This window comes from Methanoculleus sp. UBA303, assembly GCA_002501655.1.
Lineage (GTDB): Archaea > Halobacteriota > Methanomicrobia > Methanomicrobiales > Methanoculleaceae > Methanoculleus.
The window spans coordinates 46,228-60,899 of record DANY01000035.1 but is presented as its reverse complement, the minus strand read 5'-3'; the positions used below and the strand labels follow the sequence as shown (position 1 = coordinate 60,899).

The following is a 14,672-nucleotide window of genomic DNA, read 5'->3' as shown; positions in this document are numbered from 1 at the left end:
GGGGGAGGAGCGCGAAGCGCGGGCGGGGTGGGGGACGGAAAGGAGTGCTCTGTGTGGGATGGGACAAAGGCCAGATATGGTCTGTTCATTTGGAATCGATGCACGAGTGGAGCATTTCACCTTATCTTGCGGGTCCTGGTGCGTGGGAGCGATCACCACCTCGCGCGAAGCCGCGAAGGACGCGAAGGGTTCCGGTTGGGGGAGATACATGGGCTTCGCGTCCTTCGCATGAGGCGCTATTGCATAGGCAAATATTTGATACAATGCTCCACTGGCGCTCTCCTATCCCCGCCGTTCACGGCAGTTCGATATGCCCGACGATCCGGAGTTTCCCGCCCTCGAGGTAGTGGAGCACCGCTGTATCGCCCGGGAGGTAGACGAGGTCTTTCTCCAGCGCAAGCGTGAGCGTCGGCTGCCGCCAGTCCCCGTCGTCCCGCACCGCCTCCACCCGCGCCGGGATGAACTGCATCCAGTGGCCGAGGTGGAGCACCGTCCCCGCCGTGAGCGGTGCCGGCCAGTATTTGACCAGGGTCGCCCGTGCCTCGAGGTTCGTCCGGGTCTGGACTGCGGGATCGCTTGAGAGGACAAAGCCGCGGTCGAGGTCGTCGGACTCGATGTTCTTGAGCGCGAGCCCCACACGGTCGCCTTCGGCGGCCCAATCGAAGTCATCGTCGTGCTTCTGGATAGACCGCACCGTGATCGCCTGCTCCCCGGGATAGATCTTCAGGGTATCATGCTTCCTGATACCACCCCGCACCACGCCGCCGAGGATGACCGTCCCGATGCCGCGGACGTTGAAGTGGTGATCGATGGGGATCGTTCCCACAGCACCGGCGCCGGGCTGGACGGATGCGCGGGCGTGTGCCTCACGAAGCAGGCGGTCACGGAGCGCAATCGGATCTTCTTCCACGAACTCGTAGTGTTCGAGCACCGTCCCGCGGAGGAGCGGCGCGACCCCATCAGGGGTTAAGTAGTTCTGGAGGATGATGTAGCCCTGCTCTACCCCCACCTCGTTGAGCATCAGCACCCATTCCCCGAGCGTCGGAGTGATGGCACTCACCACGATGAGAACCGCATCCGCCATCGATGCGGCGTAGAAGAGCGGGGCCAGCCGCTCGGGATACCGTGTCGGTTCGATGATGGTGACGGTATCGTCGCCCTTCTTCAGGTTATAGAAGGTGATATCGGAGACCGTGCCTTTCTTCCCGAGGTCCTTCGCGTAACCGGCGGGTCCCAGCACGGCAACATTCAGATTGCCCATAGCCAGATCTCTTGGTTATCCGGGAGTATGAGGTTTGCTCCACGCTACCCGGGAGAACGCGCCCGGATCTATACCGCCGCCCCCGGGATCCTGCAGGCATATGCCGGGTCTCCGGCGAACACGACACGCACCGCGCAGCAAATACAAATAAATTTTAATAAAGGAAAGTTAATTTTACTACAGCCTTATGCGAAGAACGGCGCCCATCACGATCCTGGCACTCACCTGCACGCTTCTCATCAGCATGGCCTGCGCGGTCGCTCTCGGACCGGCCAGTATATCCCCCGGATCCCTGGTTACCCTGCCGAACGCGTGGATGATCATCTGGGACGTCAGGCTTCCACGGGTGATTGCCGCGGCGCTGGTCGGGTGCGCGCTTGCCGTGGCCGGCACAGCAATGCAGGGACTGTTTCGGAACTCCATGGCGGATCCCTACATCATCGGCACGTCGTCCGGCGGGGCGCTCGGGGCCACACTCTCAATCGTCCTCTTCGCGGGCACAGGGCGACCGGTCTTCGCATTTGCCGGGGCCGCGATCGCCACCTTTGCCGTCTACATCATCGCCCGCCAGGGCGGGAAGATCCCGGTCGAAACACTCCTGCTCTCCGGCGTCGCCCTCTCCATGCTGCTATCGGCGTTTCTCTCCTTCCTCATGTACACTGCAGGACGGAGCCTGCACCAGATCATGTTCTGGCTGATGGGAGGGTTCTGGAACGTCTCGTGGGATGACGTCATCGTTGCCATTCTCATCCCGGTCGGGTGCCTGATTATCTATCTCTATGCACGCGACATCAACATCATATCGCTCGGGGAAGAGGACGCGATCCACCTCGGCGTGAACGTCGAACGGCTGAAACAGATCCTCCTCTTTGTGAGCGCCTTCCTGACGGGAATAGCGGTCTCGATCGCGGGGGCGATCGGGTTCATCGGGCTGATCACTCCGCACGTGATGCGCCTGATCGTCGGGCCCGACCACCGCGTCCTCTTCCCTGCGGCCGCCCTCGCGGGAGGGATCCTCCTCCTCTGGTCCGATACCCTCACAAGGACGTTTGCCAATGACATGCCGGTCGGGATCATCACCGCCTGTTTCGGCGCACCGTTCTTCATATACCTCCTGCGGAGCCGGATGAAAGCATGAAACCAGTCGAGGTCATTGGTATCGACGTCTCCTACGGCGCAAAGAAGGTCCTCGAGGCGATATCGCTTCATGTGGAGAGGGGTGAGATCCTCGGGATCATCGGGCCGAACGGGGCAGGGAAGACGACACTCGTCAAGGCGATGAGCCGGATAGTCTCCCCGGAGAACGGTACGGTCTATCTCAATGATCAGAACCTGGATTCCTTCAGTTTCCGGGAGATGGCGCAGCAGGTCGCGGTCGTGCCGCAGGGGATCTCTATCAGTTTCGATTACACCGTGCGCGATATCGTCATGATGGGAAGGCATCCCTACATCGAGAGGCTCTCCTCCGGGACTTCCCGGGACCTGGAGATCTGCGACCGCGCCATGCAGCTCGCAAACGTCACACACCTCGCCGGTTCGTCGGTCAATGCGATCAGCGGCGGGGAGCGGCAGCGGGCGCTGATCGCGCGGGCGCTCGCGCAGGAACCGAAGATCCTGCTGCTCGATGAGGCGACCTCGAACCTCGATATCAGTCACCGGATCGAGATCTTAAACATCATCAGGAGCCTCACCGGCAAGATCACGGTGATCAGCGTCTTTCACGACCTGAACCTCGCCGCATACTACTGCGACCGCCTGATCATGCTGAAAGACCGGAGAGTCTATGCTGTGGGGCCCCCGGAGGATATCCTGACCACAGAAACCATCAGGGCAGTCTTCGGCATCGATACGTTCATCAGGCACCATCCGTTCACGATGAGGCCCTACGTCCTGCCGGTGTATGAGAGCCCGGCGGCTCTGGGGAGCGCGCGACGGGTACACGTCGTCTGCGGCGGCGGGACGGGGTCCGATCTCCTCTATGCCCTCCACAGAGAAGGGTTCCAGGTGAGTGCCGGTGTGCTCAATATTTTCGATACCGATTATGCGACTGCAGCGGCATTGAAGATCCCCTGCGTCACCGAGGCGCCCTTTGCCGCGATCTCCCCGGGTGCCCGCAAAGACCTCGGACGGTGCATCGATGCCACGTCTGCGGTCGTTGTCACGGCAATGCCTATCGGGCAGGGCAACATCGAGAACTTAAGGATACTGGAGGACTTCCAGGATAAGCCCGTCATACTCCTCGGCGACGGCGGGAACCCGTCCTTCCAGGACTGCACCGGGGGAGAGGCTGATGCAATCGTCCGCGGGCTGCTTGACCGGGGAGCGGTCACGGCGGAGAGGATCGAGGAGGTCCTGCGGGTCCTGCACGGGGCTGCATGACCGAACGGGTGGACAACGGTCCCCGGCCGGGACGTGCGTTAAACGAGTCGGTGCAGCGTTCCCGAGCCCCGCAAGCGCACTCCGGGTGCGCCCCATCCCACGGATACTCTTTTGAGGATAATCCAGGCGACGTTGTGGTCCCGGCCGGCGGTCTACCCGGGACACGGCAGGCATGCACACCCGGGCAGCGGCACCGGATGCCGGACCCTGTTTTCAAGGCGCCGATTCCCTGCAACAGCATACAGGGCAAAACCGTCGGACTACCGTCCCGCAACCTTCCACGGAGGGTACGCCCGGCACCTGGCACATGTCCTGCGTCTTCAATCGGTTCTCTGCGACAGGTGTCCTGCCCGGGCAAATGAGGCAGGAAGAAGCTCCGCACGCTGCGGATGCATGCGCATCCCGACTGAAGTCAGAGGCTTTCTCGCGCCCCGGGGGCCCAAATCGATAATTGTTACCATGTAGATAGTTTTACCCACTTAGTAATACATTTATATTATTAAGTAATACATACCACGTGGTCTGGCAAGCCTTATGCGAAAAGTGCCAGTACCTCACAGCATCATCGAGAGTTCCTACCGGTGTTACCACACTGCACATGTCCCGCTAACATCCATTCAATATTTTTTGGTCTCTGTGACCATTGTATGGAACGTCAAAGGAAGTGGGTGCCCCTCCTCTTCCTTCCTCACCCTCTTGCGGGTCGTGCTCTGCTCCAGGCCAGCCATTCCTGCCTCGTGAGGGATGAATAGCCGCCCGGATCGTTTCATCCGGTATACCTGCGGCCACACGGGCATCATGGGTTTTTTGCCCGCGCGGGGAACCGGCAGACTGCTCACCCCCGATCCCGGCCCGGCGGCTCCTGAAGCGGGCAGATAGGTATGGTAACACTGATGCTTGCATTGCGCATCGAAGGTATTACTGAAAATATAATAATTGCGATCAGATATGAATGATCTTAATTTATATAATACAAAATAGCAGATCCCTATCATCCCATTTTATCTCCGACGCTCTCCCGACCGGCGATCGGGGGCGCCGGCGTGCCGGGCAACATAAACTAAAAACGGAGATGGTGAAGAGATGCGACACGCACTACTAATCTGTTGTATCGCTGGATCGCTGTGCATGATCGGGCCGGATACCCCGGGGGCAATCTGAGGGTGAGAACGTGAAAAATCAGTATATCCTCGCACTGGTCCTCCTCCTCGCCCTCGCCGCCGGTGCGGCGGCGGACGGGGGGGAGGTCCCTCCGGCTCTCCCCCATGAGTTCTACGGGAACGTGACGATCGGTGGAATGTCCGCACCTGCCGGGACCGTCATCACCGCAATGATCGGGGATGCGAACTGCGGCTCGATCCGGGTGGTGGATGCCGGAAGATACGGCGATCCCGACCGGCGCAAGGCGGACCGCCTGTTTGTGGAGGTGGCCCCCGACCAGAAGGGAGCAACGATCACGTTCCTCGCCAACGGGGCGGCGGCAAAAGAAACCGCGGCGTTCACGCCCGGCGCGGTGACCCGCCTCGACCTCACCTTCGACGAGGTCGTGACGGCACCGGTTGCAGCCTTCAGCGCGAACGTAACTGAGGGTGACGCCCCGCTCACCGTCGCGTTCACCGACGCCTCGACCGGCGCGGCAATCTGGTCCTGGGATTTCGGTGACGGCAGCACCTCCACCGACCGAAACCCGGTCCACACCTACGCGACCCCGGGCACCTACACCGTGAACCTGACGGTTACGAACAAGGCCGGGAGCAGCAGCGCGACCGCGACCATCACCGTGAAGACTCCAGTCGGGAGCATCACCGTGACCTCGGTGCCCGAAGGCGCTACGATCTGGCTTGATGGTGAGAACACCGGGTTTGCGACCAATGCCACCCTCACCGGGATCCCGGCCGGTGAGCACGTCGTCACCCTGAAACTCGACGGCTACGCTGATGCTTCGACAACAGTGACGGTCGGCGGCGGCGAGACTGCAGAGGTCCACCTCACCCTGACCACCCGAACCGGGAGCCTCGCCGTCACCTCGGTGCCCGCAGGCGCGAAGGTCTTCATCGACGGCGCCGATACCGGTAGAGTGACGAACACCACGGTCGATGGGATCTGGATCGGCACTCACACCGTCACCCTCAAGAAAGACGGCTACGTCGACGCCGCGGCAGAGATCGTCATCGAGGAAGCTAAGACCGCAACCCTCCACCTCGACCTCGAGGAGGTCGTCGCGGCCCCGGTTGCCGCCTTCACGGCAAACGTCACGAGCGGTGACGCCCCGCTCACGGTTGCGTTCACCGATGAATCCACCGGTGCGGCAACCTGGTCCTGGGCCTTCGGGGACGGGAACACCTCGACCGACCGAAACCCGGTCCACACCTACACGGCCGCGGGCACCTACACCGTCATCCTCACAGCGACGAACGCCGCCGGGAGCAGCAGTGCGACCGGCGTCATCACCGTCCAGGACGTCCCGCAGGCAGACCCGAAGGGGGAGGAGAACTTCACCCTCGGCGATGACGCAGTCACCACCGGCGAGGGCGGCCAGCAGGTGACCTTCAACGCCACCGCCGGGACCGGCAACGTCACCGGTAACGACATCCACCTCCAGACCGGCGGTCTTGCCGTCACCATCCGGACCGACAATCTCACCACCACCGGTAACGTCTCGACCGGCAACGTCACCGGCGTCCACCTGGAGTCCGCTCCCGTCAACGCTACGGTCGGCAGCGCCGGCAACGTCTCGGTCTCCTTTGCGGCCGAGATGAACAACTACAACCCCGCGCTCGGGATAACAACCTCGATCTACGAGCAGCCGGGCGACGCGGCGAAGACAGCGTTCGTCCTTGCGGCACAGGACAATAACCTCGAACTCGGCAATGTGGCATACGCGGTCTACTTCACCAAGACCAACATCACCGGAAACGACACCATCCACGACGCCGTCCTGCAACTGACGGCCTCGCCGGCGTGGGTGAACGCAAACGGCGGCATCGATGCCGTCCGGATCTTCCGGCTGGGCGACGACGGCAACCGCTCGGTGCTGGAGACGACCTACGAAGGGATGGAGAACGGCATGATGGTCTTCAGGGCCGTCTCCCCGAAGGGTTTCTCCGCGTTCGCGCTCGCCGCCGTAGCCGGTCCCGCGCCGGCCCCATCCTCCTCCCGGAGTAGCAGCGGTGGCAGCACCCCGACCGCGGTCGGCGCGGTAAGCAACCTCAAGGCCGGCGAGACTGTCACCCTCTCGATGCGGATGACGGCAGTCTCGGCGGTCACCCTCACCGCGAACGGCACGGTCAAGGACGCCATGGTGACCGTAGCGGAGACCTCGCTCCCGCGGGGCGCCGAACCCCCGGCAGGCACCGTCTACCAGTACGTCCGGACAACCCTCTACAAAGCGGCCGAAATGGACCTGAGCGCCGTTCAACTCCGGTTCGCCGTGCCGGCCGCCTGGCTCGCGGAGCACGGCTGCACCGCAGGACAGGTCGCGCTCTTCCGGCACACCGCCGACGGCTGGCAGAAGGTCCCCGTCGAGGCGCTCGATGACGCCATCTTCACCGCCGCTCCGGACGGGTTCGGCCTCTTTGCGATCGCGGCGACCGGGGAGGCCCCCGTCCCGACCGGCGACGCGACACCTGTGGCTACCGGAACGACGCCGGTCGGGACGGCAACCACGGCTCCGCCAGCGAAACCACCGGTCGAAGAGCCGTCCGCCGAAGGATTGCCCGTGAAGATGCTCGTCTTCATCACCGGCGCAGTCGTCATCATCGCGGCAGCAGGATACCTCCTCATGAAGAGGAGGTAACCTCCTGATTTTTGAACGAACCCCTCTTCAGTCGCCCCGCCGGACGTTCATCCGGTTGCTACGAAGGTCTCCTTGCTCCCCCGGGGGCGCCCGATTGGACCCACGGAGCCGGCACTGCCGGTTTTCATCCAGTCACACCTGCGCCGTGGCAGGAGGTCCGCGAAAGCACCCGGGTTACTGCCGACAACAGCAAAGACAACCCTCGTTACCGGCGGGGATGCGCGCGGCGCCGCCCGGGTCAACGGAATCGGCGATCTCATATCCTGGCGCTTCCCGCTGCAGCCCGGCCAGACCTGGAATAACCGGAGCAGGAGAGCACTTTCGTGTCGGTACATCCCGCCCAAAGATCAAAATAACTTTAGTTACATAAAAAACATTTTGTAAAGTTTTATTACCTTAAATAAAGTGTACTTGTACATATGGTATCGAGACAGTTATCACTCTTTGTTGGACATATCATGCTCTCCATCCTGCTCGTTGGAGTGGCTAGCGCATCGTACCCAATGTTTCACCACGACGAGCAGCGGACCGGCTACGTTCCCGAAGAGGGGCCGCAGACGAACGCCACCCTCTGGGTGGCAGAGACCGCCGAATTTGCCGAAGGTTCGCCGGCAGTGCATAACGGAAAGGTCTTCATCCCGACCTGGCCGGATATGGACTTCGCTGAAACCAACCCGATGGGGCTAGTCTGCTATGACGCCGCCACGGGGGCGGAACTCTGGACGAACGAACTCGGCGGCGACGGCATCGGTTCGGTCTCGGGTGTCGCCGTCGCCGACGGGAGGATCTACCTCGGCGGTACCGATGGGCGGCTCTACTGCATCGATGAAGCGACGGGGGAGACACTCTGGGCGAGCGACCGGATCGATGCCACCGGCTATTTCGGGCTCTCGTCCTCGCCCCTCGTCTACGAAGGGACGATCTACGCCCTCTCGGCTTTAGACGGCGTGCTGCACGCCTTCAACACCGATGGTACCCGGGTATGGGCCTTTGAAACAGGTAACGGTGTGCTCTCCTTCACCTCTCCCGCAGGCTACGACGGAAAGATTTACTGCGCAGGAAACAGGAGCCGGATCGTCTGCATCGATCCTGTAACGCAGAGCGCCGTCTGGACCTTCAATCAGGACGGGTCGGTGAAGTCTTCGCCGGTCATCGGCGGGGACGGGACCGTCTATTTCACCACCAACTCGCGATGCTACGCCCTCGACGGCACCACAGGCACGGAACGCTGGAACAGTTCCGTGACCGGGACGGCGGCGACCCCCGCCCTTGCGAACGGGTATATCTATGCAGGGGCCTATAGTGGCCTCCACTGCCTTAACGCGTCGACCGGCGAGGAGAAATGGCATTTCCCGGCAAAAGAGGTAAACGTTGCACCCGTCGTTGCCGGTAACCTCGTCTACGCTGCGACCAACGAGGAGGTCGGAAGACTCTATGCGGTGAACGCCGAAACCGGCGAAGAGGTCTGGTCATACACCCTCGAAACCCCGGGTGACGGCACGTTTGCAGCGTTTTATGCCTCCTCGCCTGCGGTATCGGACGGCGTCCTCTACATCGGCGCCGAGAACAACCGCTTCTATGCCTTCGGGGAAGGAGGGGCGCCGGAACCCGCATTTGCCGGATGGAACGGAACGGTGAGGCTTACAGAAGGAGAGACCTTCACGGTCACCCCGTTCAACAACGAGAGCGTCGCCTACACCGTCAACCGGACCTCGGCGCTCGGGGCGCTCGACGCCGCCGCAGCAAAAGGAGAGTTCAACTACACCGTCCAGGAGATCGCCTGGGGTCCGTTCCTCTACTCCATCGGCGGTATCGCCTACAACGAGACCTCCGAAGATTTATGGCTCTATTCGGTCAACGGTAAGTCTGCCGAAGTCGGGGTCGCAGACTGCAGCCTCGAGGACGGGGACACCGTCACCTGCTGGTATGGGGCACGGGGTTCATCGCCGGAAACCGCCGGTGCGGTGGTCAACATCACCGTCTCCATCCTGGCGCCACCCGCCCCGGTGCCCGGCCTGTGGAACGGGACCGTGGCCCTGACTGAAGGAGAGACCTTCCAGTTCACTCCCTCAAACAACGCCTCCGCCTCCTACACGGTCAACCGCACCACCGACATCGGGGCGCTCGCTCTGGCGGCAGAGGCCGGAGGTTTCACCTTCAACGCCTCCGATACCTGGTACGCCTCCTACGGATCATTCCTGCTCGAAGAGATCGCCGGCATCGCAAACGATGACTGGACGCAGGAGAACGCGCGATCATGGTCGATCTTCATCAACGGCGCGGCAGCCCCGGCCGGGCTCGGAGCGAACTCCCTTACCAACGGCGATCGGCTCGCCTTCTACTACTGCCCGACAGACGCCGTCACCTGGGCGCCGCTTATCGACCAGGCGACCTCTACCATCATCATCGATATCACCGTCCGCGACCTCACATGGGAAGGAGCGGTCAGCCTGACGGACGGCCAGACCTTCACAGTCACCCCGTTCAACAACGAGAGCGTCGCCTACACGATCAACCGGACTTCAGCCCTCGGGGCGCTGGATACCGCCGCTCACAGCGGCGGTTTCAACTACACCATCCAGGAGACCGCCTGGGGCCCGTTCCCCTATTCCATCGGTGGTATCGACTACAACGCGACCTCCTGGGACTCCTGGTTCTATTCGGTCAACGGTGAGACCGCCGATATCGGGGCCGTCGATTACCGCCTCAAGGACGGCGACGTCGTCACCTACTGGTACGGCGCCTGGGGATCGACCCCCGGAGCCGCCCGTGCGGTAATCACCATCACCGTCTCCATCCCGACATCAGGGGGCGGAGGAGACGGCGGCGGCGATTCGCCGTCCCCCTGGATCACCGTCACCCTGAAGCCCGGGACGTTCACCATCACTGCGGACAACAGCAAAAAATCCTACACGCTCAACCGGCAGACAGCACTCGGGGCGCTGGATGCAGCCGGAGTTGGGTACACCATCGACGACTCCTATTACCAGGATTACGGGTCGCTCTTCATCAACTCCGTCAAGGGAAGAACAAACGAAGGGGCAAAGGGCTGGATGTACCAGGTAAACGGCGAAAGTCCCGGCGTCGGTTCCAATGCGTACACGGTCAAAGACGAGGATAAAGTCGTCTTCTTCTGGAGCGAGGGGATGACCTCGACCCCGGCGACCTCGCCGGACGTCGTCTCCATCAGGGTCGTGATCCCGGGAGCATCCAGCGACTCCGGCTCTTCAGGCGGCGGGGATCCCGGTTCATCGCTCTCCCCCGCCGGCGGCGGGCAACAGGGCGGCAGAGAGCCGGGACCTGCGTCGTTCCTCTTCGGGCTGCCGGCCGGAGCCGCCGTCGAGCTCGGGGAGTGGGGCCAGGCCTTCTCGATCAACACCACCGGGGATGGAGTCATCGTATCAGGAAACACCCTCACGATCAACCGAAGCGGCCTCGTGCTGACCATCGCCGCGAGGAACATCGACGAGAAAGACGGCGTGGCGAGAGGCCTCATCGAACACGTCATCGCGGCGATCAACCAGGTCTCCGCTGAGATCGAGGGTCTGGGGACCGTCGCCGCGTCGCTGGACTTGAACCTCACCGGTATCCCGGCAGCCGACGGCCGGCTCGATATTGCATTCAACGCCACCCCGGATGGAAGAACGGCAAACGCTTTCTCCCTTGCTGCCGCAGAGAAGAGTGAAGCGATAACTGCTCTTGCCTACACCATGACCGTCACGCGGACCAACCTGGAGAACGGCGAGGATATCGCCGGGGCGGTGATCCGGATGACCATAAGCCCCGGGTGGGTGGAAGAGCACGGCGACGTGGGTGCTCTCAGGATCGCACGGTCTGCAGAGGACGGCACATACGAATTCCTCGATACCCGGATTGCCGGAAACGATGAGAGCGGGAACCTGATCGTCGAGGCGGCCTCACCCGGCGGCCTCTCGGTCTTCGGCCTGCTGGCGGTCACGGCGGCGCCCGCAGCACAGGACGGAGCCATTACCGCCGTTACCGCTGCCGTCCCCGATACCCCTGCTACACCAGGAGCGCCTGCAGGCTCATCGCCGTCTCTCTCATCACCGCCTATCATCGCTCTCGTGGGCGCGGTCCTGCTCATCGGGGCGGTATACCTTGTCATCGAGCGGAGAAGACGAACATGAAACACGGTATCAGCATCCTGCTCATCCTCCTGCTCTGCGTCGCCTCCTGCGGTGCCTACCCTCTGGACGGGGGCGACCCGGCCATCCGGACCTCCCTGGACTATCTCCGCGACTGCCAGAAGAGTGACGGCGGTTTCGGGGAATCCGGGCGCGAGAGCAGCCCCGGCACATCGTCATGGGCGATCATGGCGGCCGTCGCTGCAGGCGAAGACCCGCGGGGATGGGTGAAGGACGGCAACTCGACCATCGACTACCTCCGGTCGATGAACGACGATATCATGGCAAAAGGAGGAACTGTTGATATCGCCCGCACCATCCTGACGCTGGTCGCGGTCGGAGAAGACCCCCGTGCCTTCTGCGGGACCGACTACGTCGCAGAACTGAAATCCCGGGTGAAACCCACCGGTCAGGCAGGAGACCATGTCTTCACGACGATCTGGACGGTCATTGCTCTCGCTTCGGCCGGCGAAGAAACCGATGTACCGGCCGCATGGCTGGCATCGCAGCAGAACACCGACGGGGGCTTCCCCTGGACGCCGGGTGCCGAGAGCGACCCGGACGACACGGGCGCCGCACTTGAGGCACTCGCGGCGGCAGGCGTCTCCCGCGATGCAGCCGTGGTGCAGGGCGCGCTTGCGTACCTCAAAGGAGAGCAACTCGAGGACGGCGGTTTCCATTACGGGGGAACAAGTGCTTCAAACTCCGCATCGGATGCCTGGGTCATCCAGGGTATCGTTGCCGCGGGAGGCAACCCTGCGGAGTGGAGAGCAGGTGAGACGAGTGTGGTCGATCATCTTGCCGACCTGCAGAATCCCGACGGTTCGTTCCGCCACACCGCCTACGTGACCGACAACCCCTGCGGGATGACGGCAAGTGCAATCCCTGCACTCCTCGGAAAACCCTACCCGGTAACCCCTTCAGAGACCATACAGTCGCCACCCACCACACCCACATCGGGCGTCACGACCGTCGCCCCGACCGCAACCCCGGCCTGGATACCCGCTCAGGCAGCAACGGACGCCGGGGGGAGAACCATCACGGTGACCGACGACTTCGGGGAGACCGTCACCATCCGTGGAGTACCGCAGAGGATCGTCTCGCTCGCGCCCTCGAACACCGAGATCCTGTATTCCCTTGGTCTTTGGGACCGGGTCGTCGGTATTACCGACTACTGCAACTACCCGCCGACGGCCGCCGATAAACCGAAGGTCGGCGGATTCAGTACCATCAGTATCGAGAGGGTGATCGCGGCCAACCCCGATCTGGTCTTTGCCGCGCTCGGCAACACCGAAGACGTGGTCAACCGCCTGAGAACCCTCGGGATGACTGTCGTCTCCCTCAACCCGGAGACGATCAGCGATGTCCTGCAGAACATCGAACTTGTCGGGGCGGCCACCGGGCAGGAGGAGGAGGCGTCGGCGTGCGTGAAGGACCTCCGGGCCCGCATCCAGGCAGTGACCAAAAAGACAGAGGGCCTGACTGAAAAGCCGTCGGTCGCCCATGTCATCTGGTACGACCCGATCTGGGTCAGCGGCGGGGGAACGTTCCAGGACGAGGTGATCAGAATGGCCGGGGGGACCAACGCGTTCGGTTCGGTTGAGGGATGGAGTATCATCGGCCTTGAAGAGTTCCTCACCTCAGACCCGGAGTACATCCTCGTCAGTTCGGGCACCGGCATGGGCGAGGGAGGGTATGATATCATCCATACCTACTTCATGAACGAGCCCCGGATGCAACGGCTCAAGGCGGTCCAGGACGGCCATGTCTACGTCGTCGACGCCGACATCATCAGCCGGGGAAGCCCGCGGATCGTGGATGCGCTGGAGGAGGTGGCGACCACCCTCCACCCGGACCTCTTCGGAGCGAGCGCCCAAAAAACGACCCCAGCAGCCCGCTCACCGGGGTTCGGCGTGATTCCGCTCGCCTGTGCGTTCTTCGCTGTCTTCCTGCTCAGGGTGAAGAGGTAGGACCGGAGGGGTGCAGAATGCGGCAGAACCCACTCTTACCACTCTTTCTTGCGGCCATCCTCGCGAGCGGCCTTGCGTGCCCCGTCCAGGGGCAGACGCTCGCCGGCGAAGAGGTCTGGCGGTCCGGCACCGGAGACCGGGTTTTAGCGGTTGCACTCTCAGAGGACGGCCTCTCCGGTGCCGCGATCACGGGAGAGAGGGTATACCTCTTTGACGAGAACGGGACGGCGCTCTGGAGTTACCCGGTATCCTGCGGCAGGAGCGTGGCCATATCCTCTGACGGAGAACATATCGCGGCCGGAGGGAACCAGCTCCTGCTCTTCGGCCGGAACGGCGAGGTGCTCCGGCGCCATACGCCCACGTCCAGGGTACTGGGTATTTCCATCGCTGCAGACGGGCGTATGGTCTATGCAGGGACCGGTACCGGCCTCCTTGCCTTCTCCTCCGACGACGAACAAACGACCGCCAACACCTCCTGGTCCTCTGAGATGGGAGACCCGCTTGGAAGCGTATCGATCGACGGGGAGGGATCGAGCATCGTCGCCGGCGGCGATTCAGGAAAAATCTACTTCTTCAGCAGAGACGGCCGGCTTCTCTGGAACTACAGGACGGGCAGCAACGGCGTCCGGGCGGCCATATCCCATGACGGCTCGACGGTAGCCGCAGCATCGCCCCAGCGGGCCGTATTCCTCCTTAACCGGCATGGACGGCTGCTCTGGAAGTCTCCAGCGGACGAACGGGTTACGGACGTCTCACTCTCCGGAGACGGGTCGACTCTTGTGCTGGCGGACGGCGGCATCTCCGTGTTCAACCGGGACGGAGAGGTCGTGTGGAGGTGTGTTACCGGGGAAGAGACCAGGTGCGTCTCCGCCTCCCCCGGCACAACCCATATCATCGCCGGTGCGCTCGACGGGACAGTATCGGTATTCAGGCTGCAGCCAGAAACCAGCCCTGCCGGTACATCATCCCCGGATGCCGTCGTCGCCGCCGAACCATCCCCCTCCCCGGAGGAGACCTCCTCGGAGCAGAGGGCGGCACTCTCCGCGGCCGCGCCGGTTGCTATCGGCGCGTGGCTTGCTGCACTGGCATGGTGGAAGAGAGAGGAGCGGTGACCAGGATCC

Annotated in this window: 7 protein-coding genes; 6 read left to right on the top strand and 1 reads right to left on the bottom strand. The window is 62.7% G+C overall.

All coding sequences use genetic code 11. The annotated features are described in order from the left end of the window. Positions 1-295: 295 nt before the first annotated feature. Positions 296-1,261: an EF-Tu/IF-2/RF-3 family GTPase gene (locus BP846_RS08585; protein WP_292394428.1), complete on the bottom strand. Its 966-nt coding sequence runs from the start codon at positions 1,259-1,261 to the stop codon at positions 296-298. 187 nt (positions 1,262-1,448) lie between these two features. Between BP846_RS08585 and BP846_RS08580 the strand changes: the two genes are divergently transcribed. The 6 genes from BP846_RS08580 to BP846_RS08555 all read left to right on the top strand — a co-directional run bounded on the left by BP846_RS08580 (position 1,449) and on the right by BP846_RS08555 (position 14,663). After that, positions 1,449-2,399, top strand: a complete 951-nt coding sequence (locus BP846_RS08580; protein ID WP_292394427.1) for a FecCD family ABC transporter permease — start codon at positions 1,449-1,451, stop codon at positions 2,397-2,399. Beyond that, on the top strand, positions 2,396-3,640 hold the full coding sequence (locus BP846_RS08575; protein WP_292394425.1) for an ABC transporter ATP-binding protein: 1,245 nt from the start codon (positions 2,396-2,398) through the stop codon (positions 3,638-3,640). Before BP846_RS08580 ends, BP846_RS08575 begins: the two co-directional genes overlap by 4 nt. A gap of 1,171 nt (positions 3,641-4,811) precedes the next feature. Next, on the top strand, positions 4,812-7,436 hold the full coding sequence (locus BP846_RS08570; RefSeq protein WP_292394423.1) for a PKD domain-containing protein: 2,625 nt from the start codon (positions 4,812-4,814) through the stop codon (positions 7,434-7,436). A gap of 419 nt (positions 7,437-7,855) precedes the next feature. Next, entirely contained in the window at positions 7,856-11,584 is a 3,729-nt protein-coding gene (locus BP846_RS08565) for a PQQ-binding-like beta-propeller repeat protein (RefSeq protein ID WP_292394421.1), read from the top strand. Further along, positions 11,581-13,551 carry a helical backbone metal receptor gene (locus BP846_RS08560; RefSeq protein WP_292394419.1) on the top strand — a complete coding sequence of 657 codons (1,971 nt, stop codon included), beginning with the start codon at positions 11,581-11,583 and terminating at the stop codon, positions 13,549-13,551. The genes BP846_RS08565 and BP846_RS08560 overlap by 4 nt, the downstream gene beginning before the upstream one ends. Before the next feature lie 17 nt (positions 13,552-13,568). Further along, positions 13,569-14,663: a WD40 repeat domain-containing protein gene (locus tag BP846_RS08555; protein WP_292394417.1), complete on the top strand. Its 1,095-nt coding sequence runs from the start codon at positions 13,569-13,571 to the stop codon at positions 14,661-14,663. The last annotated feature ends 9 nt before the right edge of the window (positions 14,664-14,672 follow it).